This is a genomic window from Salinimonas marina (genome assembly GCF_015644725.1).
Taxonomy (GTDB): Bacteria; Pseudomonadota; Gammaproteobacteria; order Enterobacterales; family Alteromonadaceae; genus Alteromonas.
Genome location: NZ_CP064795.1, coordinates 273,026 through 300,007 on the forward strand (window position 1 = coordinate 273,026; position 26,982 = coordinate 300,007).

The following is a 26,982-nucleotide window of genomic DNA, read 5'->3' on the forward strand; positions in this document are numbered from 1 at the left end:
TAAGTGGTCTGCCGGGAAACGCGGGCCATCCGCAGGCTTAACAATTATCCTGCAGGCGAGTGCTGAATGCCCATAGCTTGCGGTCATGGCGGAAGATTTTCAGTGCAGATTTTGTCCGTCATTATGTTATAATTACGCCGCCGACGGGGGAGCCCGTCAGGTTTTATTGGCCGCTGGTTGCAACCGTTACCAGCCGGTGGTGTTTTAAAATCGCATTGTTTCGATAGGCGCGACAGGGGATTTTTGATTTGGCGTGCAAGGAGAGTGCTCCTGCTATTTGCCATCAAAGTCCGGACCGGGTCAGCGTAAACTCTACCTAAGTTGTTGAATTGGATAAAAGCATGTTAGCGAAAGACGCGGTGGTTGTGTGCGATGCACTGGAAGCTGCCATCTCTGAAGAAGCCCGAATAGTACGCCAGGCTCTGGTCGACAAAGGCCTGGAAACGCCCATGGTGGAAAACCGGTTGTCTGATGAAGACAAGCGCACCCGTATTGCTGGCGCAATGGCTGACATCATGGATACTTTAGGGCTGGACCGAAGTGATGATAGCCTGGCTGATACCCCGGAACGTATTGCCAAGATGTATGTGAATGAAATTTTTGGCGGTCTGGATTATGCCAAATTTCCTAAAATCACCCAGATTGAAAATAAAATGAAGCTGGATCAGCCGGTGCAGGTAAGCGATATCAATCTGACCAGCACCTGTGAGCATCATTTTATCACTATCGACGGGACTGCTACGGTGGCATACATTCCCAAAGATACTGTATTGGGATTGTCAAAAATTAACCGTCTGGTCGGCTTTTTTGCCCAGCGCCCGCAAGTGCAGGAACGGTTAACCCAACAGGTAATGGTCGCTATTCAGGCTCTCACCGGCACCGAAGATGTCGCGGTAAGCATCAATGCCACCCATTATTGTGTGAAAGCACGGGGGATTCGCGATACGAATTCATTCACCCGTACCAGTGCCTTAGGCGGTCAGTTCAACAGTGACTCCAACCTGCGCCGGGAATTTTTCAACGTCTGAACAGGTTACCTGAAGAGGTGCTAGCGACTTAGCGCTTCTTCGCCTGCCTCTGAAACCACCAGATTAATGTTGTCGCCAATACCATCGGCCGGTACAATTTCCAGCTTGCATTTGCAGTTATCACAATGGGCTATCTGAGGGCTGTACATATTACGGATTTCATAGTCCGAAAGACTGTTTTCAGCCCCGCAATGCGGACACAGATATTCGTGTTCTGTTGAGGTTCCCATTTCTTTTTCCGGCTTTTTCATGCAATTGAGTTCCAAAGTACAAACAATTTTCAGACCAACCCGGTAGCAGTTGGTGATAAATATATTGGTGACCTCAGAACAAATGCATCGGGAAAGTCCTGTTCCCACCTGACAAACAGTCATACACAGCGTATATAGACTATAGCCAATGTATTCAGGTTTGCTGGAAAAATTCGTCGGCTTACACGCAGGTGACCTTATTTTGAAAGGTTAACCTGAAAGATTGGGCACGCCTGTGAAAAAAACACAGGCGCATTGGTTAATTTCTACCTAGCTGAACAGCCACCACTGCAACTGATACCCCCGCAGGTTTATTTCCGGCTCATTACCACTTAGCACCGCTTTACTCAGTAAATCTTTGGCCGGCGCATGCTGAGCCACCGTAAGAATATCGCCATTGATGATTTGGGCCTGCTCGCTAAAGTTGGCAATGATCATCAGCTTCTGGCCGTCGTCACTGACTCGCAAACCGGCAAATGTATGGTCATTATAGGTGTCGAGAATTTGGGTGCGGGCATCACCAAACACCGGATGCGCTTTGCGAATAGCCAGCATTTGTTGAAGCATGGCAAATACATTTTGCTGGCTTTGCTCGGTGAGATTGTCCGGCGCGCGTTCGCCCAGAGCCAGACTGATTTGTTGGTCGGTAATGGCCACCCTGTGCACCCAGCGATCATCATGCCAGCGGGTCTTATCGTTGCGATAAGAATGATCGTTTAATAACCCCAGCTCGTCACTGGAGTACAGCAAGGGGATACCGCCAATACTAAAGGCAATACCATAGAGTAATTGAATGCGCGCCAAAGCGGTGTCTATCTGTTGCTGATCACGAGCGGCCAGCCCCCGTTCCAATCCGCACAATGAGGCCAGCGTACCGCATACCCGGCAATCGCCGGTAGAAGGATTTTCCGCAAAAGGCACCCCGCTGGCAAAAGAGCCTTCGAAGCGACCGGTAAAAAACTGATTCAGAAAATAACGATGATCATGGGGATTGATGCCGGCCTGCTGCGCAATCGCATCGTCAAAGGTCCAGCCAATATCATCATGACACCGAATGTAATTGATCCAGCTGGTGTCCGGTGCGATGGCAAAACTTTTTTTCATCGAGCGGGTCAGCAGTTTGGTTTTGCGGGTGGCCAGGCTGTTCCACAAAAGCGCCATCAGTAAAGGATTGTACGATAACTGGCATTCTTTTTTGTCGATGTATTTTACCACCTCATCCGGATGCACAATGGCCTCAGACTTAAACACCACTGCGGGGGCCGCAATTTGCAGACAGGCATTAAACGCTTTGATCAGCGTGTGGGCCAGCGGTTGATTTTCACAATCGGTGCCCAGTTCTTTCCAGATAAATGCCAGGGCATCCAACCGCAATGCCGAACAACCAATATTCGCCAGGAACAGCATTTCGGCCGTAATGGCGTTAAACACCGCCGGGTTACTGTAATTCAAATCCCATTGAAAGCTGTTAAAGGTGGTCCATACCCACTTTTGCAAGGTTTCGTTGAAGGTAAAACTGCCCCGGCGTACCTGCGGAAATATTTCCCGTAATGTAGTTTCGTATTGCTCAACCTGCCCATGATCATCAAATAAATAATAGAAGTTTTGATAATACGCATCGCCGGCCAGCGCCGCCTTAGCCCAGGTGTGTTCATCTGAGGTATGGTTAAACACAAAATCCAGAACCAGCCGGATGCCCGCCTGTTGTAACGCCTCCGCTAAGCTTTTAAGCTCGGCCATGGTGCCCAGCTGGGGATTCACCTTACGATAGTCAGATACGGCATAGCCACCATCACTGTCCCCGCAGGGGCTTCGTATAGCGGCATCAGGTGCAGATAGGTGATCCCCAGGGCTTTGAAGTATGGAATTTTGTGATGTAAGTCAGCCAGGGTGGGGCCCATTAAATCGACGTAGCACGCCATCCCCGCTTCCTGTTCACTACGATACCAAAGTGGGTTAGCCAGACTATGGGCATCTTGTTCGCGTAAACGGCTATCACGCGCGGCAAATCCGTCGGCAAGATTTTTAATCAGCTGTTGCAAATGAAAGTAACAATCGTACTGATGGCCGTACACCTGTAAGTAATGACTAAATAGGGTGTCGAAGTGGGTCTGTAGCCTGGTGGTGAAGGTGCTGGAATCGGTCGGGCTGAGCCCATGCAGTGCATCAGATGCCAGAATTCGTTCAAGACAGCGGGTGCTGTCAGCAGCATGATTCATCGGATTTCTCCTTAAAAAAACCGCCTTATTCTGACACTCACAACATGGCAGTAACTGGCGATGTTACAAATTATTCACATAATTGTTTACACAATTCGCGACTCTTGGTAACTTATCTTAAACGATTAAGTTAAAACTTCAAATGAAATGTCTGCGACGTAACGCGGGTATTTCAGGGCCCGCCCCGAGCGGTAATCATTCACAAGGCTTAGCGGCTGACCAACCTGAAAGCCGGGCTTTGTAGCTAAGAGGCAATGTACCATGCAGCAATCTCAGGGAACTCTTATTCGCTGGCTCACCTATCTGATGTTTATGATGTTTGCTATGACATCAGACTCGGTGGGTGAAATTATCAAAGAGGTCAAAGTTGCCTTTGACGTAACCAATGCTCAGGCCAGTCTGATGCATTCGTTGCCGATGCTGGGCATTGCATTGTCCGGGTTATTATTAGGCTTTCTGGCCGACAAGCTGGGACGAAAACCCACTATTATTCTGGGGTTGGGGCTATTTGGTCTGGCCTGCTACAGCTTTTTGCTGGCGAACGATTTTGTGTTTATCGTGGCGTTAATGAGCTTGTCGGGCATTGCCGTAGGGGTTTTTAAAACCGGGGCCCTGGCGCTGATCGGGGATATTTGTTCTTCCACCAAACAACATACGGCCACCATGAATGGCGCCGAGGCGTTTTTTGGGGTAGGAGCGATTATCGGGCCGTTACTGGTGGCCTGGCTGATCCACCAGGGGGTGGCATGGCAATACTTATATGTGATTGCCGGTGGCATGTGTACCTTACTGATCATCATTGCGGCGTTTGTGAAATATCCTGAGAATCGTAAGCCGGTTACCGCGAGCACTGACAAAGTATCACTGCTTAAAAGCCTGAAACTTGTTAAAAATCCTTATGCACTGGGATTCTCGCTGGGCGCCTTTTTGTATGTCGCGGCCGAAAGCGCTATTTATGTATGGATGCCAAGCTACCTGGTGTGTGATGCCACCACGGTGAAGGCAACCTATGACTGCTATACCGACGGCGCCGCCCGCCAGTTAGCCATCTACTCGGTTACCGCCTTTTTCATTTTACGGGCCCTGGGCCGGTTTGTAGGGATCTGGATGATGGCACGGTTGAACTGGGCGCTGGTACTGATGTTATTTTCAGGGGCTATTGTGCTTTGTTTTGGGGTCGGTCTGGCCGGGGGCAAACAGGTGGCACTTTTTCTATTCCCGTTGACCGGTATTTTTATGTCGGTAATTTATCCCACCTTTAATTCAAAGGGCATCAGCTGTTTTGAGCGTCACCAGCATGGCAGTGTCGCCGGAGTTATATTATTTTTTACTGCTGCCGGCGCCGCGTTCGGGCCCCTGGTAATGGGGCTGGTCAGTGATGCCATGGGCGGGGATGCAAAATATGGCTTTATGGTGGCCATGGGGTTTGCCACCATCCTGTTTCTGGGGCTGTTATATAATTATCTTTATGACCCCACCAGCAAACGTCTCAGCACCATTGAGGCCAGCGACTATGGGGCTCCCTCGCAGTCATAACCGGATAGCCAATGGTGTGCTATCTCATGCCTTCTCGGGGTTAACCGGGCAGGGGACCGCTCAGGCAGTCCCGGTCTCGTACAACTCCAGGGGTAAATCGTCAGGATCGGCAAAAAAGGTAAACCGTTTGTCGGTGTATGGGTCGGTGCGAATCGGCTCCACCTCCACGCCGGCGTCCTGCAACTTCCTGATTGCGGCATCCAAATCGGAGACTTTAAAAGCCAAATGGCGCAATCCCTGTGCTTCGGGACGGCTGGGCCGCGCTGGCGCATCCTCAAATGAAAACAGTTCAACCTGAGAGCCATCCGGCAGGGCCAGATCGCATTTATACGACCGTCTGGCTTCGCGATAATTCTCATCAATTACCCGCAGGCCCAGAGTTTGGGTATAAAATGCTTTGGAAAACGAATAGTTACTGCAAATGATTGCTACATGGTGAATGCCGTCTAACATACTGTTGTTTTCGTAAAATCTGAATTATCACCGCAACATAGCAAAAATTGCTGAGCAGCACATCTGTCGCCAAACTCTAACAGGTCATTCCAGGCGTCGGGGGGGCTGGTCTGAAACAGACCATTTTGCGTATGCTACCGCAATGATATTACGCTAAAATTTGTGTATATCATGTGCGGTTCATTTCATTCTCTGGGAAGCTATTATCATGCTGAATCAGGATTACAGCCTGCCGGTGACCATCGCCACAGCCGGACAACAGTGGGAAGCCTCTCCCGCGGCGAAAGTGTGGCGTAAAAAGCTTGAGCGCCAACAGGCCGAGTCGGGCCGGGCCACCTCCGTAGTACGTTATGATGCGGGGGCGTCATTTAACACTCATCAGCATCCTGATGGCGAAGAGATCCTGGTGCTGGAAGGGGTCTTTAGTGATGAGTCTGGCGACTACGGGCCAGGGTGTTATTTGCGAAACCCTGCCGGCACAGAGCATGCCCCTGGTCGAAGCCGGGTTGCGAGCTACTGGTGAAGCTGTGTTATTTTCAGCCCGGTGATATACAAAGTGTGCGAATTGATACCCAGCGTGCCGGCTGGCAGCAAGGCAATACTGCCGGGCAAAAACTCTTACCCTTGCATCAGTTCAATGGCGAAATCACCCAGCTGATCTGGCTTGAAGCCGGGCAGCTGTGGCGTCCGGTGATCCCACAGGGCGGGCTGGAAATGTTTATTATCGAGGGCAGCCTGGAGCTCGACCAGCATACGCTGAGTGCCCAAACCTGGTTACGGCGGCCCGGGCTTACCCGCTGTGAGTTCACAGTCAGAGAGGGCCCGGTCCGGGTGCTGCTCAAAACCGGTCATTTACCTACGGAGTCGGTATGAAATTTATCTCTTTGCTAATAAGTTCTTTGTGTTTATTGATCGGCTGTTCGGCCTCCAAACCTGATAATGTCGAACCTGTTACCGACTTTGAGGCAGAGCGCTATCTGGGCACCTGGTATGAAATCGCCCGTCTGGATCATAGCTTTGAAGAAGGGCTGAGCGAGGTTACTGCCACCTATCGCGAGCGCGAGGATGGCGGTATTGCAGTGATCAATCGGGGCTACAATGCCGAAGAAGATCAGTGGGATGAAGCCGAGGGCAAAGCCTACTTTGTGCAGGACCGGCAAACAGGCTGGCTGAAAGTGTCTTTCTTCGGGCCTTTTTATGCCAGTTATGTCGTCACCCGCCTGGACCAAGACTACCAGTGGGCGCTGGTCACCGGCCCGGACAAAGACTATCTGTGGGTGCTGGCCCGTCAGCCCTCATTACCGCCAAAGACGCAACAACAGCTTATCGCTCATGCCGCAGAGTTGGGCTACAACACCGATAACTTAATTTTTGTCGATCACAGCAACAGCCAGTCTGCGGATACCGCTAAATAAGGTATACTGCGGGCTTTAATGATTTTGAGGAACAACAGGCTGTGAGCGAACAACAAATACGTGAACGGGCCCAGCAACGCTGCGAACTGTGCAAAAGCGAAGCGTCACTAGGACTATACGCGGTACCCCATTCACCGGTACAGGGGTTTGACAGCACCATTTTGGTGTGTGAAACCTGCGCAACTCAGTTGACCGGTGAAGCCGCGCCCGATGCTAATCACTGGCGTTGTCTCAATGATGCTATCTGGTCGCCCGTACCCGCGGTACAGGTTGTAGCCTGGCGTATGCTTAAGACCCTGAATGCCGAAAGCTGGGCCCAGGATTTGCTGGAAATGATGTACCTGGACGATGAAATGCAGCAATGGGCTCAGGCCAGTGAGGCCACCACCAATAGTGAGCCTACCCTGGACAGCAACGGCATGGCGTTAAGCGCAGGCGATACGGTTCATCTTATTAAAGATTTGAATGTGAAAGGCGTTAGCTTTACGGCTAAACGCGGTACCGCGGTACGCAATATCAGCCTGAGTGATAATACGGCGCATATTGAAGGACGCGTTAATGGCACCCGGATTGTAATTATCGCGGCCTATACAAAAAAAGCCTGAAAACCCGTTGGCAGCACAGGTGGGCGGGTGCGGGAAGTGAAAAATTCGGGCATAATATCGCCACACTTCTTTTGTGGTATTAAGGCTTTGTTATGCAATCTATTACTCTGCGCACCCCTGATGACTGGCATCTGCATTTTCGTGATAATGAATTACTGGCCGAAACCGTGCCGGCTACCGCGCGTTGTTTCGCCCGCGCCATTGTGATGCCGAATCTGGTGCCCCCGGTAGTCAATGCCCAGCAGGCCACCGCCTACCGACAGCGTATTGAAGCCGCCCGGCCTGCTAACAGTCAGTTTACGCCCCTGATGACCCTGTATCTGACCAATCAGACCACCGCGCAGGATATTGCCGATGCCCACGCCGCCGGCGTTACAGCCTGCAAATTGTATCCTGCTGGAGCCACCACCAATTCAGATGCGGCAGTGACCGGCATTGAAGCCTTGTATCCGGTTTTTGAAGCCATGCAAAAGGCAGGCATGCCCCTTCTGATCCATGGCGAAGTCACCGATAACCACATTGATATTTTTGACCGCGAAAAAGTGTTTATCGAAACCCACCTGGCGCCTATTGTGGCGGCTTTTCCCGAGCTTAAAGTGGTGTTTGAACACATCACCACCTCCGAGGCGGTGCAATTTGTCAGTCAGGCCAGCGACTTTGTCGGCGCTACCATTACGCCGCAGCACCTGTTGCTGAATCGCAATGATTTGCTGGTGGGTGGCGTGCGGCCCCATAATTATTGTTTGCCGGTATTAAAACGTAATACCCATCAGCAAGCGTTGCGAGATGTGGTGGCCAGCGGCTCCCGTAAGTTTTTTCTGGGTACTGACTCGGCGCCTCATGCCCGTCACAAAAAAGAAAATGCCTGTGGTTGTGCCGGGTGCTACAGCGCCTGGAGCGCCATTGAGCTATATGCAGAAGTGTTTGAGCAGCTTGGCGATGTGACTAAACTGGAAGGCTTTGCCAGTGAGTATGGCGCTGATTTTTATGGTTTACCACGCAACAGCGGTACCATCACCCTGGTCAGGTCAGCCTGGCAGGTGCCTGAACAAATTACCCTGGCCGATGGCACCGATATGGTCCCGTTTTATGCAGGACAAACCCTTAACTGGAAACTGGAAGCGAGTTTGTAACCACCATGAATACACGTTGGTTGTCGGTACTCTGTGTGCTGTGGCTCGCAGCGTACGGGCAGCCGGTGGCGGCCAAAACACTGACTATTTACACCAGCCCGACGCCGGTGCTCAGTGACGCTTCAGGATCGCCGGATAATCCAGGGTTCGCAGTAGAATTAGTGCAGGGGATAATTAGCACGGCTGGCTTTGAGCACCGTCTGATTAACCAGCCCGGCGCCCGGACGCTGCGCGATACCCAGCATAAAGCGCTGGCACTATCAGGGCTGATAGCCCGGACGCCCGAACGTGAAGACGCGTTTTACTGGATCACACCGGTGCTTGAAAATCAGGTGGTATTGTATGCCCTTAAAAATAGCATACTGACCAGCACGGCCCCTGGCAGCACAAAAGATTTTGACAATATTGCGGTGGTGCGAAATGACTTTCGTGCCCGGCGAGCCCGTAGCCTGAATCCAGCATCGGTGGTTGAACTGAATAACTGGAAACAGGCGGTCTCGGCAGTGCTTAAAGGCCGTGTTCAAAGTGTATTGTATTCACCCGCCGGCCTGTCCAGTCAATGCCAGCAGCACCAGCTGGCGTGCGAAGAATTGGTGCCGGTGGCGCAACTGCCTTCCTATTATCTGTATCTGGCCATGGCTAAGGTACCGAAAAATGCTGCATTGCTGCCGGTACTAAAACAGGCCGCGCAGGACTACAAGGAGAGCCCGGCCTACCAGCAGCTGATGTACCGGGCAAAAGTTGCGTTTGCGCAACATGGCGTCACCAGCGTCATCAGCGATAAGCTGCTGACCCTGGGAAATGTGCAGATACCCGTACAGGGTATGCCTAACTTATGGGTGTTGGCTGATCAGCTGCCTTATTTTGTACAAAGTCAGGGCAATAAACAGCTTTCGGGGTATACTGTCGAGTTGGTGCGCCAGATACTGCAGCATGCCGGGGTGGAGGCGCCGATCTTACTGACACCATGGCCACGTATTTTGCGGGAAATGCAATTTAAGCCGAATGTGATGACGGTGGCCATGGCCCGGACCCCACAACGTGAGGAACAGTATCACTGGATAACTCCGGTAACCCGTACCCAACACGCCTTATTTGGCTTGGCCAGTAGCCACACTCCCGTGATACCTGAATTAAACAAGGTGCCTAAGCAAGCCCTGGTAGCGGTGAGAGAAGGCGATTTCAGAGCCGCGGCATTGCGCGAGCTGGGCATTGCGGTGCGTACCTACAGCAGCTGGGAAGAAGCAGTACAGGCTGTTATCGACCAACAGGCAGACTATGTATACAGCTCCAGGCCAAGGCTGGCAGTGCTGTGTAAAACCAACAGTGACCTGTGCAATCGCCTGCAGTTGAAAGTGCCTGCTACCATCGTCACCACTTACATTGCTTTATCAAAAAACAACAGCGATCCGGCGTTAGTGGCCCGCCTGACACAGGCGGCCAGGCAGGTGAAACAATCTGAAGAATTTCAACAGCATGCGGCGCGCTGGCGCAAACAAATGACTCTGCTGCATAATGTGCCGGTGCACATGGAGCAGGGAGTGGTAAATTTATGGCCGTCTAAGGACACCGAATGACTCAATTTAATACTCTCAACCTTTCCGACAATATTGCGGGCGCACTTTCTTCTGCCGGCTTTCAGACTATGACCCAGGTGCAGTCGGTCACTCTGCCAGACACACTGGCGGGCCGTGATGTGTTGGTTCAGGCCAGCACCGGCTCAGGTAAAACCGTGGCCTTTGCGGTGGCCGGGTTAAGTCAGATTGATGTAACCGACTTTCGTACACAACTGCTGGTACTGTGCCCCACCCGGGAACTGGCCGCCCAGGTGGGCGAGCAAATTCGGCTGGTGGGCCGGCAAATGGCCAATCTCAAAGTACTGACCTTGTGTGGTGGTGAGCCGATGGGTCCCCAAATACAGTCCCTCAAACACGGCGCCTCAGTGGTAGTAGGCACGCCCGGACGTCTGGTAGACCATGTAAGTCGTCGTACCTTATCGCTGGCCCATGTTAAAGTCCGGGTGCTGGATGAAGCTGATCGGATGCTGGATATGGGCTTTGCCGATGATCTGGCCCGGCTGTTCTCACTGACCCCGAAAAAGGTGCAAACCCTGTTTTTCTCCGCAACCTATACCGAACAGGTAGATAAGGAAGCACAACGCTATTTAACCGACCCGGTGGAGCATCGTCAGGTGAGCGAGGACCTGCAAAAGCCGGATATCGAGCAATTGGTTTTTCGGGTTGACGATACGAATCGCATGCAGGTATTAAAGGGGGTGCTGTCAGAATACCAGCCTGCCAAAGCCGTGGTATTTTGTAACCGGCGGGAACAGGTAACCCAGGTGCATGAGATGCTGGAAGATGCGGGGTTTACCACCCAACCCCTGCAGGGGGAAATGACCCAGCCACAGCGTAATGAAGTGCTGGTTCAGTTTGCCAGTGACAGCCTGCAGGTGCTGGTGGCTACCGATGTCGCGGCCCGTGGTTTGGATGTGAAAGATATTGACTGTGTTATCAATTTTGCGGTCAGCGAAGAGGCCGAAGTGCATATTCATCGCATTGGCCGCACCGGCCGGGCGGGCGCCAAAGGCGCAGCGTACACGCTGTGCAGTGAAGCCGAGGAGCCGGCGCTGGGGCGGATTGAAGCATTACTGGATACCGCATTGCCGCGTAAAGGGGGCCAGAGTCTGCGATTTCATGCCAACCGAATCAAAACCCCGGAATTCCAGTGTATTGCCGTGGGCGCCGGTAAAAAGCAAAAACTCCGACCTACCGACTTTTTGGGTTCGCTGACCCAGGAGGCCGGTATAGAAGGCACCGATATTGGAAAAATAACCGTACAGAGCCAGGTCAGTTATGTAGCGGTAAAGCAGCGCAGTGTAAAACGCGCTATGCGTCAGTTTCGTGAAGGGCGCATTAAAGGCAAAAAAGTGAGGGCGAGAAAACTTGGCTAATTCAAACCCCGGACGGGCAAGCAAAGGTGAGACTGAAATATTAGCGTTGTTGGCGGGCTTATCGCCAACGGTAATGGCTGCTGATTACTGGTATTGCCTGGTGACGCAAGCGCAGCTTGAGGCCATCTCACCCGACCGCATTCAGGGAATGTTTCGCGAATCAGAAGGCATTACCCTGATTGTACGTCAGGCGGAAAAACAAAGCAGACAGCTGGCCTCGCAGGTGACCGATATGGCCGGGCCGTTTGCCTGTATTACCTGTCAGGTACATTCCAGTCTGGAAGCAGTGGGGTTGACTGCTGCGATGGCCCAGGCGCTTACCCACCACAATATCAGTGCCAATGTGGTGGCCGGTTTTTATCACGACCATCTGTTTGTCGCTGCCCGGGACGCGAACCGAGCCTGTGAGGTTCTGTCCCGCCTGGGCGCAGGTAAAGATACTGGCCAGGGTCAAGACTAAGCTGCTTAACTGTTACTGCCGTAAACGGTATAGCAGCATATAAAAAAGGGCCTTCAAGGCCCTTTTTGGTTTAACTCATGCCGGCTGTTCCACCGGCATTGTGCGGTAAGCCAGTATGGCAACTACCAGATTTTCACACGTTGTTGCGGAGGTAAGTACAGCTCGTCTTCTTCGGTAACATTAAACGCGCTGTAAAACGCCGGTACATTTCGCACTGCACCATTGGCTCTGAACTCGGCAGGTGAGTGGGGGTCGGTCTGTACCTGGGTGCGCAAGGCTTCTTCACGGTATTTGCTGGCCCATACCTGAGCATAGCCAATAAAGACCCGCTGCTGACCCGTAAACCCATCCATTTTCGGAGCGGGTTTGTCGCCCAGTGACATTTCATAGGCTTTTAACGCAATGCTGATGCCGCCTAAGTCACCGATGTTTTCGCCCAGCGTAAATTCACCATTAACATTCAGACCTGGCAAAGCTTCAAAGCTGTTGTATTGCTCCACCAGCATGTTGGTACGGTTTTCAAACTCTTGCTTATCGGTGTCGGTCCACCAGTTACGCAACGCACCATCACCGTCAAAGGTGGCGCCGGAGTCATCAAAACCATGACCAATTTCGTGGCCAATGACCGCCCCGATGCCCCCATAGTTGACCGCATCTTCGGCTTCCATATTGAAAAACGGCGGTTGTAAAATGGCGGCGGGGAACACAATTTCATTCATGGCCGGGCTGTAATAGGCATTGACCGTTTGTGGTGTCATGCCCCATTCATGATCCCATACCGGACCACCTTGTTTTTCCAGCATTTCCTGATAAGCCACCTCTGCGGAACGGCGCAGGTTACCGACCAGATCATCCGGTTCAACCGTTAAGGCTGAATAGTCTTTCCATTGATCAGGATAACCAATCTTGACGGTAAATTTAGACAGTTTGTCCAAGGCTTCTTTGCGGGTGTCATCGGTCATCCAGTCCAGCTTAGTGATGCTGTCTTTATAAGCGGCCAGCAGATTATCCACCAGCTCTTCCATGCGTGCTTTGGCCGCAGGCGGGAAGTGTTTTTCCACATAAACCTTACCGATCACTTCACCTACCGTGCCATTTAGCAAGCCAACCGCACGGCGCCATTGTGGTCGCTGCTCTTCAACACCGCTTAGTTTTTTTCCATAAAACGCAAAATTTTCTTCGTCAAAATCGGTGCTCAGGCGGGTCGCATTGGCATGCAGCAAATGCCATTTCAGGTAGGTCTGCCAGGTTTGCAAATCTGTTTCGGTAATCAGTGAGTCCAGCTGCCCCAGATAGTCATTTTGCATCACCACCAGCCCGTCTAAATCGCTGAGCTGAAGCTCTGACATAAACAACTCCCAGTCAAACTCGCTCATGACGGTATCCAGTTTGTCCAGTGGCACCTTGTCATAGTTGGCAGCCCAATCGCGGGTTTGCTCTTTTTTCATGTGCAGCTTGGCCATCGCGGTTTCCAGCGCCATGATAGACTCGGCTTTTTGCTCGCTGTCTTCAATGTTCGCCAGCTTCAGCATGTTCGCGATATGAGTCTGGTAGGCTGCTCGCAGCTCCACCGACTTTTCATCATCGTTAAAGTAGTATTCCCGGTCTGGCAGGCCCAGCCCGCTTTGGTAGGCATAAATCATGTACGTGTCAGGCGCTTTAAAATCCGCATACTGACCAAGCACAAATGGCGCGCCTAAATTGTATTTATTGGCGTAGGCAAAATATTTGGTTAAGGCCTGATAAGAGTCAATGTTTTCAATGGTCTGCAAATCTGCCTGCAACGGCGATAAACCCAGTTTATTACGGGTTTCGGTGTCCATATAGCTTTTATAGAAATCACCCACTTTCTGTTCGTTGGTGCCTTTGGCAAACTCGCCTTCGGCAGACGCTTTGATGATTTCAATCACATCGTCCTGAGCTGCATCCCGCAAAATCTGGAAGCTACCGTAGGAAGATTTATCGGCGGGAATTTCAACTTTATCCAGCCAGGCACCATTGACGTACTGGTAAAAGTCATCGCCTGGATCCACCGAGGTGTTCATGTTTTCTTTGATGACCCCAGAGGTTAACTGTTGTTGTTCTTGCTGGCTGGCTTCCTGCGCCGGTTGAGAGTTTTGAGGTGTAGGGCCACAAGCGGTCAGCGCCATCAGCACCGATAAACTCAGAATGGTTTTTTTCATTGTTATTCCTGTTTCAACTGTCGTGTAAAACTGTTGTGAAAAAATATGCGTTTTATTTAGTAGCACGGGTCGGCTATAAAAATCATCTTTATGTGGCAAAAAAACACAAGTTGTAACATCTTAATTGCCACCCACTGGCGAATATCAGGGACTACCGATAAAATCGCCGCAATGTCCCCAGGCAGGATGGGGAAACCCCTATTTTCAGTGTTATCATGAAGGTTACCGATGGCCGGCGTGAAGGGCAGGGAATAACACCCATAAAACATCACCGGTAGCCGCAAACGCTGCGATATTGTGCAGCCAGGTATCATCGATTATCGACTGCCCAGCGTATTGGTCATCACACCGTTATCGCTGTTACGCATTTAACTATAAGAGTCTTTATGTTTTCATTTTTTGAGCGGCTGACCCAGCCGTTTCCGGATCAACCGCCCGCCCAGCCGCCGAAGGGCATCATTGCATTTTGCCGTCATTACACTCAGGGCATGTGGAAAATCATTGCTACGGTGTCCTTGCTAAGTGCCATTGTCGCGATTCTGGAAGTAACCCTGTTTGGTTTTTTAGGTCAGCTGGTTGACTGGTTTTCAGAACATGATCGCGAGACCTTTCTGGCGAATGAAAAATGGACACTGCTGGGCATGGGTGTAACGGTGCTGGTATTGATTCCCGGCTTTATTTTGTTGCGTTCACTCTTTAGCCGGCAGGCGCTGATGGCAAACTATCCGATGCGGATCCGCTGGCAGGCCCATCGCTATTTATTAGGGCAAAGCTTAAGTTTTTTCCATGACGAATTTGCCGGCCGGGTAGCCACCAAGGTAATGCAAACCGCGCTGTCGGTGCGTGAAACTGTGATGAAGGTGCTGGACCTGCTGGTTTACATCAGCGTGTATTTTATCTCGATGGTGGTGCTGATATTTGCCACTGACTGGCGGCTGGCGGTGCCACTTATTATCTGGTTTTTTGTCTACATCGGCATATTACGGACGCTGGTTCCCAGGTTAAAAACGGTGTCTCAGCGCCAGGCGGATGCCCGTTCGGTGATGACCGGGCGTATCGTGGATAGTTACACGAATATCACCACCGTAAAGCTTTTTTCTCACAGTCGCCGGGAAGCCGACTATGCCAGGCAAAGTATGGATGGCTTTTTACATACGGTGTATCCGCAGATGCGGCTGGTCACCATTTTGGAAAGTTGTGTGGAGATGGCAAATGCCATACTAATCTTTGCCGTGGGCGCCTTGTCCATCTACTTATGGTTGCATGAGGCTGTATCGCCCGGCGATATCGCCATCGCAGTAAGCCTGTGCCTGCGTTTAAACGGGATGTCCCACTGGATTATGTGGGAAGTCTCGGGCTTGTTTGAAAACCTGGGGACGGTGCAAGATGGTATCAATACGCTGGCCCAGCCGGTAGCGGTGACGGATAAACCCAATGCCCGGAATTTGCAGGTTAATGGCGGCAAGATTGAGTTCGATGGGGTACATTTTGGCTATATGGGCGCCAACAACACGCCCATCGATGTCTTTAATGATTTAAATATTCATATTCAGGCGGGCGAAAAAGTGGGGCTGGTGGGACGCTCCGGGGCCGGTAAATCGACGCTGGTGAATCTGCTTATGCGGTTCTACGATACCCAGTCCGGTGCCATCCGGATTGACGGTGAAGCCATTGATGAAGTGCCCCAGGAAAGTTTGCGCTCGCTGATCAGTATGGTGACACAGGATACCTCCCTGATGCATCGTTCGGTGCGCGACAACATTTTATATGGCCGTACCGATGCCACCGATGAGCAGGTAATTGCGGCGGCCAAACAGGCTGAAGCGCATGAGTTTATTCTGAGCCTGACTGACAGTGCCGGCCGCACCGGCTATGATGCCCATGTGGGCGAGCGCGGCGTAAAGCTCTCTGGCGGCCAGCGCCAGCGTATTGCTATTGCCCGGGTGTTATTAAAAGATGCGCCTATTCTGATTCTGGACGAAGCGACCTCGGCGCTGGACTCTGAAGTGGAAGCGGCTATCCAGGAATGTCTGAATTCGGTGATGCAAAACAAAACTGTACTGGCCATTGCGCACCGACTCTCTACCATTGCCCAGATGGACCGGTTACTGGTGCTGGATAATGGTCAGGTGGTAGAGTCGGGCACTCACAGCGAACTGGTGGCCAAAAAAGGTATATATGCAAAATTGTGGGCCCATCAGACGGGCGGCTTTATCGGGGTGGAATAACCGTGTATTAATATAGGTACAACACTTACAAGGAAGTATGCCATGCGGCCAGAACAATCTATTTTTATTTTCATAATGGTATTACTCGGGGTAAGCGCCTGTGCAGCCCCGGTGACGTCGCCCGAAAAAGCCCCGGAACCACTAACCTGGCAACCATATTATTCGACCCATGGTGTTCCGGTGGTACCGGTGCTGAACGAACATGACGTGTACGTCTTGTCTGAAACCCAGCGTGAAACGTTTATGAGGTGGTTCGAGGCGCCGGCCCAGCAACATTTACCTCCTCACAAGCGGCTTGCTGCTTATCTGGAAAATACCTTATACGGTTTTTCTTTTAATGGTAGCACCCATACAGCGCAAGAAGCGGCTCGTGAGGGAGAAGGAAACTGTTTGAGTCTGGCAATTCTTACCGCGGCTTACGCCCGCCTGGCCGGTCTTGAAATTAAATTTCAACGCGTCAATAGCCCTCCGCTGTATAAAAAGTACGGCGATCTGATGCTTATTTCTTCGCACGTAAGGACCAAGATTTTAAAGCCCGATGTTAAGGAGGCGTCGGCCAGCGAGAATACCCTTAGAATAGCCCGTGGCGGGGTTATTATTGATTACTTTTCACAGTTCGATAATGTCACCGGCGGGTATGTCACGGCGGATGAGGTCACAGCCATGTTTTATCGTAACCATGTAGCCCAGGCATTGATCGAAAACCGATACCCTGAAGCCTTTTGGCTGGCTCATAAAGCCTTAACACTGGCCCCAACTGATCCTGAAAATGTTACCGCCATGGCGCTGACTTTACGACGCTTAGGCAGAGGGGAGGAGGCCGACAACTTGTATCAGCGCAGTGTCGAGGCGGGGGTAAATAATATTACCTTGTTAAGCAACTACGAAAAGCGCCTGAAAATGGTCGGGAAGTATGCGCAAGCCGATGAGATAGAAAAGCTGATACTGGATAACGAGGACCACAATCCCTATGCCTGGATCGCCCTGGGTCATGAACGACTCGTCGCAAAACAGCCCCGCAGGGCAGAAATTTTGTTTAAAAAAGCGTTGCGACGGGCGCCTTATCTGGATGATATCTATCTGGGCCTGGCCAGTAGCTATTTTTTACAGGGAAAGCGTCTGTTGGCTGAACAAGCGCTACTGCAAGCCCAAGAACTGGCATGGGATGAAAAATCAAAATTGCGGTATGAAAAAAAGCGCAGTGTATTAGAAAGCTTTTAACAGAGGCCCGGGCCATAGACAAGCGCCTGTTGCAGGGTAGGTGAAACCGATAAAGCCCTTGTATCTGCGAGGATGTTCAGTATAATGCGCATCCCTCCTTGCGAATCCGCACTTTCAATAAGATAAGACGCAAAATTCCCAAGGATAATGTGAGTTAAATGCCGTATTAGTCGGTACTAAAGGGGTGTAGTTCGAATTGGTAGAACAGCGGTCTCCAAAACCGATGGTTGGGGGTTCGAGTCCCTCCACCCCTGCCAGATTGATTGTTCTGTGGAGTGTCCACAGAGAAACAACGCAGTATTGCTAGGATCGTATCATGAGCGAAAAAACGGAAAATTCGTCCAACCCTCTGGACATGTTTAAATGGGTGGTCGTGTTTGCCTTACTGGCGGGCGTGATTACCGCCAATTACATGTATGGTGAACTGTCCGTACTTTATCGTGCGATCGCCGCCGTGGTTATTGTGGTTGTGGCTGGCTTTATTGCCGCTACCACAGACAAAGGCAGTGCCTTTATCACGTTTGCCAAAGAGTCGCGGATGGAAGTTCGTAAAGTCGTTTGGCCGACCCGGCAAGAAACCAATCAAACTACCTTGATTGTTATGGTAGCCACCCTGGTAATGGCACTGATCCTGTGGGGTCTGGATGGCATTATCGTGCGCGTGGTCGGATTTATTACTGGAATTGGAGCGTAACGTATGTCTGAAGAAGCAAAGAAAAGATGGTACGTAGTACAAGCTTATTCTCAGTACGAATCTCGGGTGAAAAAGACCCTGCTTGAATACATCAAAATGCATGAGATGGAACAATACTTTGGCCAGGTGTTAGTACCTACCGAAGAGGTTGTAGAAATGCGTGCAGGCCAGAAACGTAAATCAGAGCGTAAATTTTACCCTGGTTATGTGCTGGTTGAGATGGAAATGAATGAAGATTCATGGCACCTGGTGAAAAGTGTCCCACGGGTCCTTGGTTTTATCGGCGGCTCTTCTGACCGTCCTATGCCTATTTCACAGCGTGAAGCAGATGCAATCTTAAATCGTCTTGAAGAATCTGTTGATAAGCCTAAGCCGAAAACATTGTTTGAGCCAGGTGAAGTGGTTCGGGTTACCGATGGCCCATTTGCTGACTTTAACGGTGTGGTTGAAGAAGTTGATTATGAAAAGAGCCGTGTAAAAGTATCGGTACTTATCTTTGGTCGCTCAACCCCGGTTGATCTTGAGTTTGGTCAGGTCGAAAAAGGCTAAGTACCAGGCTTGCAAATGTATTACCAAAACGCTGCCAAATGGCAGCGTTTTTTTTGCCTGGTGATTAGCGTGCGAAAGCGGCCAGGGCATGGGTGGAGTCAACCGCCAGTTGCACCCGGTCGCCGGGCCGGAACAAGTGTTCATGGGATACCCGCACCTTGACCTGGGTGTTTTCATGCTCATCCAGAGATACTGCACATAACCGCGAGCCCCCTTCAAAACGCACCCACTCCACACAGCCATTGCCGGCATGATCCTGGTGACGAATATTGATGTCATCGGGGCGTAGCAGCAAGTCTACCTCACCGCTGTCGGTATCGATGGGGATGCCCGGGGCGGCGCCGATACAGGTTCTAACCAGTTGCTGGTCGAAGCGGCCCGGAACAAAGCTGGCATCGCCCAGAAAATTCGCCACAAAGCGGCTAGCGGGCTTCGAGAAGCAATTTTCCGGGGTATCAAGCTGTGCCAGTACCCCCTTATTTAACACCCCCACACGGTCGCCGATGGACAGGGCTTCATCCTGATCATGGGTCACCCAGATAGCGGGCACATTGGCCGCTTTCAAGGCTTCGCGAATCTCCCACCGAAGACTGTCCTTAAGCGCCGCATCCAGATTAGATAAAGGCTCGTCCAGCAGTACGAAGTCCGGCTCATGGGCCAGGGTTCGGGCCAGTGCTACCCGCTGCTTCTGGCCTCCCGATAACCGCTCAGGCCGGGCATTTCTGAATTTATCCAGCCCCAGCAGTTGCAGCCAGTGATCGCCCAGCGTGGTGTTTTTCAGCTTAAAGCAGACATTTTGTTCCACCGTCAGATGGGGAAACAAGGCAAAATCCTGAAACACCATACCGACATTGCGCTTTTCCGGGGGAATAAGTTTTTTCGGGGTAGCCTGCCATTTACCCAGAGAAATGACCCCGGTAGCTATAGGAATCAAACCAGCCAGCGCATGCAAAATAGTGGTTTTGCCACAGCCTGTGGGGCCTACCAGCATCAAAATTTCATCGCTGTCCAGGGTAAGGTCAAGATGATTGACGACCGGGGTTTCTCCGTATTTAACGGATAGATCAGAGACTGTGAGCATACGACCAGGCTACTCCTCGTTGAGTTTGAATTTATTGCCACCTTCGCCGGTGAGCATAATAGTTAACCCGATACCCGATAAAAAGACCAGCAAGAGTCCCGGAATAGCGGCCATGCCAAAGTAACCCGCTTCATACACCCGCCACATATAGGTGGCCAGGGTTTCAAACCCGGTGGGCCCGAGCATCAGGGTGGCGGGCAGTTCGCGCATGACTTCCAAAAAGACCAGCGCCGCCCCTGCGACCATGCCCCGGTAAGTCAATGGTAGCGTAATGCGACGAAAGGCTTCTTTAGGTGAGGCCCCAAGCAACCGGGCTGCTTTTACCAGGGAAGGGTCCAGACGCTCTGCGGTGGTTCGCACTGATCCTACCGCCAGCGGTAAAAAGCGTAACACATAGGCGATCACCAGCAGCGCCAGGGTTTGGTACAAAAACGGCAGTTTCAGGCCCACATAGACCAGCGCCGTGCCCATCACGATGCCAGGCACACCAAATCCAAAATAGGTGATTCGTTCCATCAGTCGACCGGTACGGCCACTAATGGCCGCGTGGGCTACCGGTACGGCCAGGATAACCGCAGCCAGGGCGGCCAGCAGCGAGGCATAGGCCGAATTTAAGGCATAACTGATATCAAAATCTCCGGCGCCTTCGCGTATCAGCCAGAGAGTGAAAATCGCCAGGGGTAACACAATTGCCATTAACACAATGGGCAGGCTGGCGAGCAGCATCAGGTTACGCTGCCAGGGTTTAGGCCAGAGCCACAACTGTCTGCCGGGACGCTCTGTACTGCCTTTAAGGGTAGACTCGATAAACAGGACGAAGCCCACAATGACCAGCAACTGAATAGAAAGCATGGCGGCCTGACTCAGACCAAACGCATTGTACTCGACAAAAATAACCCGGGTGAAGGTGTCCAGGCGCAAAATGGCCGGGGTACCAAAATCTGACAGAGCATACAGGGCTGCCAGCAAAGCGCCCGCGCCAATGGCCCGGAGTATCCGGGGCATGACCACTTTCAGTAAGGCGGCAGGTAATGACATCCCCAGGGTGCGGGCGGCATTCACCAGGCTGCCGTCCAGGCTTAGCAGGGAAGCACGGGTGGTTAGCATTACAAATGGATAGGTGTACAGCGACATCACCACGGCCGTTCCCCACAAACCGCCGATGGCGGGGGTAGGGATGCCGAGCAGGCTTTCAATTTCGCCACCGGGCCCCATGGCAAAATATAAGGTAAACGCCCCGATATAGGAGGGCATGGCCAGGGGGGCGGCCAAAAAGACCAGCCAGAATCGCTGAAAGGGCATTTTGACATAGGTGGTAAGCAGCGCTAGAGGCACGCCGAGTAACACCGCCCCCACAATCGTCAACGCCACCAGGGCCATCGTATTGCCCAGCACCCTGAGGTTATGGGTATCGAATAACGCGGAGGTGTCCTGGGCCAGTGTGAAAAGCACAGATAGCGGCAAAACCGCCAGAAATGCTATCAGAAACGCAAAGGGATAAGATTTTGGGATTGGTCTCACAAAACGCCTGCTTCTCGCATCAGATTAAGTGTCGGGCGTAGGTCAGCTAGTTTTCTCAGGTCCAGATCAGGCGGCGTCAGTGAGGCAAGCTCAGGTAAGCCTTTAGGCGCTTTTACGCCATTAACCAAAGGAATTTCATACGCTTCGGAAGAAAGGTACGCCTGAACTTCGGCGGATAACAGATAACGCATAAAGTTCACTGGCAGGTCGCCTTCGCTCAACGCCAGAATCCCGGACGCGTTCACCAGACAGCCTGCATCGGACTTGGTATACGCCAAATCAACATTAGCATCAGGTTTGCCGGCTTTCAGGCGTAAGGTGTAATAATGGTTAGCAAAACCCACATCGACTTCACCGCGTTCCACCGCCATTACCACACCTAATTCCCCGGCATAGCTTTTGGCATGTCTGCTTACGCCTTTTAGCCAGGACAAGGTGGCTTTGTCGCCTTCAAGAATACGCATGGCGGTTAAGAATGACTGGAACGAAGCATAAGCAGGAGCCCAGCCAATAGACAAGTCACTGTCTGCTAATGCCATAATATCGTCAGGTACCTGATCTGCTGTCAGGCGCTGTGTATTGTATGGCAAGGTTCGAATCCGGCCGGTAACCGGCGACCAACGTGGGTAGCTGAACCCGGGTTTGAGCTGCTCACTGAAATCATCTGGCAGTGGCTGCGCCAGACCCGCATCGGTGATCATACCGATAGAGCCGGTATCTACCGCCCAGAATAAGTCTGCGCGGCGAACCCCGGCCTGTGATTCGGCCACAATAGTATTGGCCAGGGCGGCGGTAGCACCACGCCTGATTTTCAAATTCAGTTTCGGGTTTCGTTGGCGGATAGCCTCGAGAACTTTTTCATACAATCCTCCTTCACCCCGACCCAGATAGAGCGTCAGGTCTCCTTCCAGCGCAGGCAGATCTTTGACCGATACTGCCCCAGCCTGGGCAGCAAGACTTGAGCGAATACCCATTGGCATCGCCGCCAAGGCGCCGGCCGCGGCAACAGATTGAAGAAAGGTTCTACGTTGCATATCCTGATCCTTAAAACACGTCTTTGCGGTCTTGCTCAGCTTTTTCCAGCAGGGTTCGTGCTTTAGCTAGCTTTTGCTTCATGTCTTCTACAATACCGCGAACCTGGTCCACACTCTTACCATTCTCGATGGCCTGTGGAAGGGTAACGTTAAAATCTTTTTCCAACACTTCAACCAGCTCAGCATCCTGTTCGATTAGGGCACCTTCAATGCCTTCAAAGCGTTCCAGGTAGGTATCGTGAATCATAGTGGTGGCAACTTCTGTCAACTGCTCAGCGTATTTGGCCACAACTTTATCGAGACGCTTTTCGATGTCCGCCACCACTTCCGGGCCGGTGACAGGGGCTTTATCGGAAGTTTTTACCTTGTCGATAACCCCTTTGTCCTGGTAATGAGCAGCCAATTTTACCGCGCCCAGTGCCTGCCAGAAGGTCTGGCTAAGAGCCTGCTGATGTTGACGAACCTGTTGCGCATCGTCGCCATTTTCAATGCTGGTTTTGATACCATAGATATTTTGCCAGATAGTGGCATAGAGCGGGATGTACTGGGTTTCGATGGCAGAGTGAAAGTTAACTTCTTCCCAGTAATCGATGAGCTTTTGCGTATCAACCGCCTTTGCACCTTTGGCTTCATAGCGGGTAACCAGACCAGCGTATTTATCATTCAGCCAGGTGACTTCTTCACTGTATTCACCCAGGTGATCTTTAAGATGGTTAACCTGGTCAGTAATCTCACCATTTGCCTGAACGTTGAATGACAGGGTAGATACCGAAAGACCAAGTGCGATTGCCGCGCACAATGATTTATAAGATGTGTATGAACTCATGATGCATTCCGTATTTTATGGTTTGAAAATGATACTTATTATCATTTCTATAGTAAAGGTATCTTAATGGTTCACCTGATATTGGTTAGTGCCTGACGTACGAATTAATTGCCGAACCTGGCACCCGGGTATATATGAAAGCCAGCAAACGAATAGAAAACTGCAGTGAAATACCAGCAAGCGCTATCGGGTATATGCCTTAACCACTGCTTAGCTAAACCGGAACTACACCGGCGAGATAGAATAGTACAAAAACTTCGGTGCATATAACGGCCCCGGCCCCGCGAAACCATCAGAGCCTCACCAGCACAGCGTCTGATAAGCACAGAGCCAGACCCGGCAGCCCACCCCTTCGGACAGAGCGAGTAAGATGGTACCCAGACAAGCGCCCGGACAAAGGCCCTCATAACCTAACCAGCGCAGACCAGACCCGACTATGGCTATCCACGTTGGTCTGGCCCAAATTTACGCCTATCCCAGGGCGATACCAATTCGCCGGCTGCGACAAAACCACACTCCTAAGTGATGGTGGCAAGAACCACACCCACACCGCTAACAAGGTGTGCAAACTTTCCGCGTGTTGCGGCGTGAAGCGCTCATGCCCGCATCGCCCATCCACAAAGACGGCGGGTGAGACGATGAGGAATAGGGTGAGAATAGGCAAGGGCGGCGTAATAAAAGTGGGCCTAAGCAGGGCAGAGGCGAGGAAGGCAAGCGCTAATAAAGGCAAACGCGAACAAAGGCGACAAACGCGAACAAAGGCGAAGGGGTGTAACTAATGGCAAAAGAAACCCGACGCCTTCAATCTCCCACTTTTTTTCGCCTTCATAACCCGGCTACCTGTTGCTGGTAAACCATTTGCTTTTGAAGTTGCATAGGTTAAATTCCGATTTAACAAGGACTTGAAAAAGCGCCGTGCCAAAGCGTGAGGTTTGGTAGCAATAAGTGGCAAAGTCTTACACAAAGAAGTACAAATTATGTGCCAACAGGGCTTGCATAGGTTTTAATCACCTTATATAATGCGCGCCCTTTTAAACGGAAACGGGGAGCCGAAAAAGCAAATATTCTCGATATTTGCCAGGCGATTGACCCACAAACGAGAGCATTAAAATGGCTAAGAAAGTAACAGGCTTAATTAAGCTACAGGTTGCAGCAGGCGCTGCAAACCCAAGTCCACCAGTTGGCCCTGCATTAGGTCAGCATGGTGTAAACATCATGGAATTCTGTAAAGCGTTTAACGCCAAAACAGAAAGTCTGGAAAAAGGCGCTCCGGTACCAGTAGAGATTACGGTATACGAAGACCGCTCGTTCACTTTCGTAACGAAAACGCCTCCTGCTTCATTCCTGCTAAGAAAAGCAGCTGGAATCAAGAAAGGTTCAGGCCGTCCTAACACTGAAAAAGTGGGTACAGTTAACCGCGCTCAGTTGGAAGAAATTGCCAAGACAAAAGAGCCGGACCTAACCGCAGCTGACCTAGATGCAGCTGTTCGTACTATCGCGGGTTCTGCTCGTGCAATGGGCTTGAACGTAGAGGACTAATCAGATGGCTAAATTAACAAAACGCGCTCGTTTGATTCGCGACAAAGTTGACGCGACAAAAGAATACGATATTTCCGAAGCCGTTGCCCTGCTTAAAGAGCTGGCCACTGCAAACTTCCCAGAAAGCATCGATGTTGCGGTAAACCTGGGTATTGATGCGAAGAAATCTGACCAAAACGTACGTGGTGCTACAGTACTGCCAAACGGTACCGGTAAAGATGTTCGTGTTGCTGTGTTCACTCAGGGTGCAAACGCTGATGCCGCTAAAGAAGCGGGTGCTGACATTGTTGGTATGGACGATTTGGCCGAGCAGGTCAAAAAAGGCGAAATGAATTTTGACGTAGTTGTTGCCAGCCCGGACGCGATGCGTGTGGTTGGTCAGCTGGGTCAAATCTTAGGCCCACGCGGCCTGATGCCTAACCCTAAGACCGGTACGGTAACCCCAGATGTTGCCACTGCAGTTAAAAATGCAAAAGCTGGTCAGGTTCGCTACCGCAATGACAAGAACGGTATCATTCATGCCAGCATTGGTAAGATTGCGTTCGAAGCAGCACAGATTCAAGAAAACTTAGAAGCATTACTGGATGCCCTGAAGAAAGCGAAGCCTTCTTCTGCTAAAGGCGCTTACATCCAGAAAGTTAGCCTGAGCACCACAATGGGTGCCGGTGTCGCTGTCGACAAGGCTAGCGTAGGTCAGTAATGGCTTCCATCAGCCTATGATGTCATAGACTGATTCTCTTAAGGTTTTGGGTTGGAGCTGTACCTATTACAGCTCCCGTCCTAGACCGCAGGTGCGGTGCAGCGAAAGAAGTAAGAGACCTTTCGCATTCAATGCATAGCTTAATACATCAACCTGCGCAGACGGTGGTTTGGCTCAGACTCTCTGGGGAACAAACACCGTAGAGCGGTATTTTCAGCATTAGCTGTCAATATCAATCTGTGAACCCTGACGCAGCTAATCAAAATGATTAGTACGTCAGATACAAAGAGGTGAACTCAGTGGCACTAGGTTTAGCAGCAAAAAAAGAGATTGTAGCAGAGGTATCCGAAGTTGCATCTCAAGCTCTATCCGTTGCCGTCGCTGAATACCGTGGGATAGAAGTTGGCGATCTGACCGAACTGCGTGTTAAAGCCCGTGAGCAAGGCGTCTATGTAAAAGTAGTACGTAATACTCTGGCAAAACGCGCATTAGCAGATAGCAAATTTTCTGACATGGACAGTGCGTTAACTGGTCCTCTTATCTATGGTTTCTCAATGGAAGCACCTGGTGGTGCGGCCCGTCTGTTCAAAGACTTTGGGAAAACTAACGATAAGTTGAAAGTTACTGCACTTTCTATTGGCAGTGGTCTGTTGGGTCCAGAAAAACTGGATGCAGTAGCGTCACTACCTACCCGCGACGAAGCGCTTGCAAAACTTCTTGCAACCTTCAAAGCACCGGTTGGCAAATTCGTTCAAACTATCAACGAAGTACCTACCAAATTTGTGCGCGTATTGGCGGCGATCAAAGACGAAAAATAAGTTTCGTTTTTGGCATATTGATTTTTTTAACATTATAAACCCAGGAGTTTAGAGAAATGGCTCTAACCAAAGAAGATATCTTGAACGCGATTGCTGAAATGCCAGTTATGGAACTGGTTGAGCTAATCGAAGCTGCCGAAGAAAAGTTCGGTGTTGAAGCGACTGCTGCTGTTGCAGCTGCTCCAGCTGCTGGCGGCGAAGCTGCTGCTGCTGAAGAACAGACTGAGTTTGACGTTGTAATGACTTCATTCGGCGCGAACAAAGTTGCTGTTATCAAAGCAGTACGTGGCGCAACTGGTCTTGGCCTGAAAGAAGCGAAAGAAGTAGTTGAATCTGCTCCTAAAGCTATCAAAGAAGGCGTAAGCAAAGACGAAGCTGAAGCACTGAAGAAAGAGCTTGAAGAAGCTGGCGCAGAAGTTGAAGTTAAGTAATCTGCCTTAAGTCAGATTACCTGCCTTAAACGGCCAGGCTGGTGGTTTTATAACCACCAGCCTTTTTGCGCTGTAGAGTAGACAATTTTTTAACCCTTTATTGT

Annotated in this window: 25 protein-coding genes, 1 tRNA gene and 1 pseudogene; 19 read left to right on the top strand and 8 right to left on the bottom strand. The window is 51.1% G+C overall.

Annotated features, from left to right (window positions below):
- Positions 1-341 precede the first annotated feature (341 nt).
- Positions 342-1,028: a GTP cyclohydrolase I FolE gene (gene folE / locus IT774_RS01195; protein WP_195810991.1), complete on the top strand. Its 687-nt coding sequence runs from the start codon at positions 342-344 to the stop codon at positions 1,026-1,028.
- 20 nt (positions 1,029-1,048) lie between these two features.
- On the opposite strand, the gene IT774_RS01200 is transcribed toward folE, so the two are convergent.
- Together IT774_RS01200 and IT774_RS01205 are read right to left on the bottom strand one after the other, a co-directional pair.
- Positions 1,049-1,258 (bottom strand): hypothetical protein, encoded by a 210-nt coding sequence (locus IT774_RS01200; RefSeq protein ID WP_195810992.1) that lies wholly within the window; start codon positions 1,256-1,258, stop codon positions 1,049-1,051.
- Between the two features lie 291 nt (positions 1,259-1,549).
- Positions 1,550-3,498: pseudogene (locus tag IT774_RS01205) on the bottom strand (alpha-amylase family protein).
- 261 nt (positions 3,499-3,759) lie between these two features.
- Here IT774_RS01205 and IT774_RS01210 point away from each other — a divergent pair.
- Entirely contained in the window at positions 3,760-5,034 is a 1,275-nt protein-coding gene (locus IT774_RS01210) for an MFS transporter (RefSeq protein ID WP_195810993.1), read from the top strand.
- Positions 5,035-5,094: 60 nt separating this feature from the next.
- Here IT774_RS01210 and gloA2 read toward each other — a convergent pair whose 3' ends face one another.
- The gene (gene gloA2, locus IT774_RS01215; protein WP_195810994.1) at positions 5,095-5,487 is read right to left on the bottom strand and encodes an SMU1112c/YaeR family gloxylase I-like metalloprotein; all 393 of its coding nucleotides are present in this window, start codon (positions 5,485-5,487) and stop codon (positions 5,095-5,097) included.
- A gap of 208 nt (positions 5,488-5,695) precedes the next feature.
- Here gloA2 and IT774_RS17130 point away from each other — a divergent pair, with 208 nt between their 5' ends.
- The 8 genes from IT774_RS17130 to IT774_RS01250 all read left to right on the top strand — a co-directional run bounded on the left by IT774_RS17130 (position 5,696) and on the right by IT774_RS01250 (position 12,053).
- Entirely contained in the window at positions 5,696-6,010 is a 315-nt protein-coding gene (locus IT774_RS17130; protein WP_232365068.1) for a cupin domain-containing protein, read from the top strand.
- Positions 6,011-6,045: 35 nt separating this feature from the next.
- Positions 6,046-6,360, top strand: a complete 315-nt coding sequence (locus tag IT774_RS17135; protein WP_232365069.1) for a cupin domain-containing protein — start codon at positions 6,046-6,048, stop codon at positions 6,358-6,360.
- The gene (locus IT774_RS01225) at positions 6,357-6,902 is read left to right on the top strand and encodes a lipocalin family protein (RefSeq protein WP_195810995.1); all 546 of its coding nucleotides are present in this window, start codon (positions 6,357-6,359) and stop codon (positions 6,900-6,902) included. The genes IT774_RS17135 and IT774_RS01225 overlap by 4 nt, the downstream gene beginning before the upstream one ends.
- 41 nt (positions 6,903-6,943) lie before the next feature.
- Positions 6,944-7,507 (top strand): PhnA domain-containing protein, encoded by a 564-nt coding sequence (locus tag IT774_RS01230; protein WP_195810996.1) that lies wholly within the window; start codon positions 6,944-6,946, stop codon positions 7,505-7,507.
- Positions 7,508-7,599: 92 nt separating this feature from the next.
- Entirely contained in the window at positions 7,600-8,640 is a 1,041-nt protein-coding gene (gene pyrC, locus IT774_RS01235) for a dihydroorotase (protein WP_195810997.1), read from the top strand.
- A 5-nt stretch (positions 8,641-8,645) separates the two neighbouring features.
- On the top strand, positions 8,646-10,217 hold the full coding sequence (locus IT774_RS01240) for a substrate-binding periplasmic protein (protein ID WP_195810998.1): 1,572 nt from the start codon (positions 8,646-8,648) through the stop codon (positions 10,215-10,217).
- On the top strand, positions 10,214-11,593 hold the full coding sequence (gene dbpA, locus IT774_RS01245) for an ATP-dependent RNA helicase DbpA (RefSeq protein ID WP_195810999.1): 1,380 nt from the start codon (positions 10,214-10,216) through the stop codon (positions 11,591-11,593). Before IT774_RS01240 ends, dbpA begins: the two co-directional genes overlap by 4 nt.
- Positions 11,586-12,053, top strand: coding sequence for an ACT domain-containing protein (locus IT774_RS01250; RefSeq protein ID WP_218958937.1), 468 nt, complete (start codon positions 11,586-11,588; stop codon positions 12,051-12,053). The genes dbpA and IT774_RS01250 overlap by 8 nt, the downstream gene beginning before the upstream one ends.
- A gap of 122 nt (positions 12,054-12,175) precedes the next feature.
- Here the strand turns inward: IT774_RS01250 and IT774_RS01255 are convergent, their stop codons facing one another.
- Entirely contained in the window at positions 12,176-14,236 is a 2,061-nt protein-coding gene (locus IT774_RS01255) for a M13 family metallopeptidase (protein ID WP_195811000.1), read from the bottom strand.
- 386 nt (positions 14,237-14,622) lie between these two features.
- On the opposite strand from IT774_RS01255, the gene IT774_RS01260 reads away from it, so the two are divergent.
- The 5 genes from IT774_RS01260 (at position 14,623) to nusG (ending at position 18,928) form a co-directional block, all read left to right on the top strand.
- On the top strand, positions 14,623-16,464 hold the full coding sequence (locus IT774_RS01260) for an ABC transporter ATP-binding protein (RefSeq protein WP_195811001.1): 1,842 nt from the start codon (positions 14,623-14,625) through the stop codon (positions 16,462-16,464).
- A gap of 42 nt (positions 16,465-16,506) precedes the next feature.
- Positions 16,507-17,685 (top strand): tetratricopeptide repeat protein, encoded by a 1,179-nt coding sequence (locus tag IT774_RS01265; RefSeq protein WP_195811002.1) that lies wholly within the window; start codon positions 16,507-16,509, stop codon positions 17,683-17,685.
- Between the two features lie 180 nt (positions 17,686-17,865).
- Positions 17,866-17,942, top strand: a tRNA-Trp gene (locus tag IT774_RS01270).
- 59 nt (positions 17,943-18,001) lie between these two features.
- Positions 18,002-18,379 (top strand): preprotein translocase subunit SecE, encoded by a 378-nt coding sequence (gene secE, locus IT774_RS01275; protein WP_195811003.1) that lies wholly within the window; start codon positions 18,002-18,004, stop codon positions 18,377-18,379.
- A 3-nt stretch (positions 18,380-18,382) separates the two neighbouring features.
- Positions 18,383-18,928: a transcription termination/antitermination protein NusG gene (gene nusG / locus IT774_RS01280; RefSeq protein ID WP_195811004.1), complete on the top strand. Its 546-nt coding sequence runs from the start codon at positions 18,383-18,385 to the stop codon at positions 18,926-18,928.
- Positions 18,929-18,992: 64 nt separating this feature from the next.
- On the opposite strand, the gene IT774_RS01285 is transcribed toward nusG, so the two are convergent.
- The 4 genes from IT774_RS01285 to IT774_RS01300 are packed head-to-tail and all read right to left on the bottom strand — an operon-like array spanning position 18,993 to position 23,390.
- The gene (locus IT774_RS01285) at positions 18,993-20,009 is read right to left on the bottom strand and encodes an ABC transporter ATP-binding protein (protein WP_195811005.1); all 1,017 of its coding nucleotides are present in this window, start codon (positions 20,007-20,009) and stop codon (positions 18,993-18,995) included.
- A 9-nt stretch (positions 20,010-20,018) separates the two neighbouring features.
- Positions 20,019-21,530 (bottom strand): ABC transporter permease, encoded by a 1,512-nt coding sequence (locus tag IT774_RS01290; RefSeq protein WP_195811006.1) that lies wholly within the window; start codon positions 21,528-21,530, stop codon positions 20,019-20,021.
- On the bottom strand, positions 21,527-22,564 hold the full coding sequence (locus tag IT774_RS01295; RefSeq protein ID WP_195811007.1) for an extracellular solute-binding protein: 1,038 nt from the start codon (positions 22,562-22,564) through the stop codon (positions 21,527-21,529). The genes IT774_RS01290 and IT774_RS01295 overlap by 4 nt, the downstream gene beginning before the upstream one ends.
- 10 nt (positions 22,565-22,574) lie before the next feature.
- A complete protein-coding gene (locus IT774_RS01300) occupies positions 22,575-23,390 on the bottom strand; it encodes a hypothetical protein (RefSeq protein WP_195811008.1) in 816 nt (271 codons plus the stop codon).
- Positions 23,391-24,500: 1,110 nt separating this feature from the next.
- Between IT774_RS01300 and rplK the strand changes: the two genes are divergently transcribed.
- The 4 genes from rplK (at position 24,501) to rplL (ending at position 26,878) form a co-directional block, all read left to right on the top strand.
- Positions 24,501-24,929 carry a 50S ribosomal protein L11 gene (gene rplK, locus IT774_RS01305; RefSeq protein WP_195811009.1) on the top strand — a complete coding sequence of 143 codons (429 nt, stop codon included), beginning with the start codon at positions 24,501-24,503 and terminating at the stop codon, positions 24,927-24,929.
- 4 nt (positions 24,930-24,933) lie between these two features.
- Positions 24,934-25,629 carry a 50S ribosomal protein L1 gene (gene rplA / locus IT774_RS01310; protein WP_195811010.1) on the top strand — a complete coding sequence of 232 codons (696 nt, stop codon included), beginning with the start codon at positions 24,934-24,936 and terminating at the stop codon, positions 25,627-25,629.
- Between the two features lie 299 nt (positions 25,630-25,928).
- Positions 25,929-26,447 (top strand): 50S ribosomal protein L10, encoded by a 519-nt coding sequence (gene rplJ, locus IT774_RS01315; RefSeq protein WP_195811011.1) that lies wholly within the window; start codon positions 25,929-25,931, stop codon positions 26,445-26,447.
- A gap of 56 nt (positions 26,448-26,503) precedes the next feature.
- Positions 26,504-26,878: a 50S ribosomal protein L7/L12 gene (gene rplL / locus IT774_RS01320; protein WP_195811012.1), complete on the top strand. Its 375-nt coding sequence runs from the start codon at positions 26,504-26,506 to the stop codon at positions 26,876-26,878.
- Positions 26,879-26,982 lie beyond the last annotated feature (104 nt).

Excerpts from the sequence above, each read along its gene's own strand:
- folE (WP_195810991.1), top strand. The coding sequence starts at position 342 with ATGTTAGCGAAAGACGCGGTGGTTGTGTGCGATGCACTGGAAGCTGCC.
- rplA (WP_195811010.1), top strand. The coding sequence starts at position 24,934 with ATGGCTAAATTAACAAAACGCGCTCGTTTGATTCGCGACAAAGTTGAC.
- IT774_RS01265 (WP_195811002.1), top strand. The coding sequence starts at position 16,507 with ATGCGGCCAGAACAATCTATTTTTATTTTCATAATGGTATTACTCGGG.
- dbpA (WP_195810999.1), top strand. The coding sequence starts at position 10,214 with ATGACTCAATTTAATACTCTCAACCTTTCCGACAATATTGCGGGCGCA.
- IT774_RS01260 (WP_195811001.1), top strand. The coding sequence starts at position 14,623 with ATGTTTTCATTTTTTGAGCGGCTGACCCAGCCGTTTCCGGATCAACCG.
- nusG (WP_195811004.1), top strand. The coding sequence starts at position 18,383 with ATGTCTGAAGAAGCAAAGAAAAGATGGTACGTAGTACAAGCTTATTCT.
- IT774_RS01240 (WP_195810998.1), top strand. The coding sequence starts at position 8,646 with ATGAATACACGTTGGTTGTCGGTACTCTGTGTGCTGTGGCTCGCAGCG.
- IT774_RS17130 (WP_232365068.1), top strand. The coding sequence starts at position 5,696 with ATGCTGAATCAGGATTACAGCCTGCCGGTGACCATCGCCACAGCCGGA.
- IT774_RS01295 (WP_195811007.1), bottom strand. The coding sequence starts at position 22,564 with ATGCAACGTAGAACCTTTCTTCAATCTGTTGCCGCGGCCGGCGCCTTG.
- IT774_RS01210 (WP_195810993.1), top strand. The coding sequence starts at position 3,760 with ATGCAGCAATCTCAGGGAACTCTTATTCGCTGGCTCACCTATCTGATG.
- rplK (WP_195811009.1), top strand. The coding sequence starts at position 24,501 with ATGGCTAAGAAAGTAACAGGCTTAATTAAGCTACAGGTTGCAGCAGGC.
- IT774_RS01255 (WP_195811000.1), bottom strand. The coding sequence starts at position 14,236 with ATGAAAAAAACCATTCTGAGTTTATCGGTGCTGATGGCGCTGACCGCT.
- IT774_RS01225 (WP_195810995.1), top strand. The coding sequence starts at position 6,357 with ATGAAATTTATCTCTTTGCTAATAAGTTCTTTGTGTTTATTGATCGGC.
- IT774_RS01300 (WP_195811008.1), bottom strand. The coding sequence starts at position 23,390 with ATGAGTTCATACACATCTTATAAATCATTGTGCGCGGCAATCGCACTT.
- IT774_RS01285 (WP_195811005.1), bottom strand. The coding sequence starts at position 20,009 with ATGCTCACAGTCTCTGATCTATCCGTTAAATACGGAGAAACCCCGGTC.
- gloA2 (WP_195810994.1), bottom strand. The coding sequence starts at position 5,487 with ATGTTAGACGGCATTCACCATGTAGCAATCATTTGCAGTAACTATTCG.
- rplL (WP_195811012.1), top strand. The coding sequence starts at position 26,504 with ATGGCTCTAACCAAAGAAGATATCTTGAACGCGATTGCTGAAATGCCA.
- secE (WP_195811003.1), top strand. The coding sequence starts at position 18,002 with ATGAGCGAAAAAACGGAAAATTCGTCCAACCCTCTGGACATGTTTAAA.
- IT774_RS01200 (WP_195810992.1), bottom strand. The coding sequence starts at position 1,258 with ATGGGAACCTCAACAGAACACGAATATCTGTGTCCGCATTGCGGGGCT.
- pyrC (WP_195810997.1), top strand. The coding sequence starts at position 7,600 with ATGCAATCTATTACTCTGCGCACCCCTGATGACTGGCATCTGCATTTT.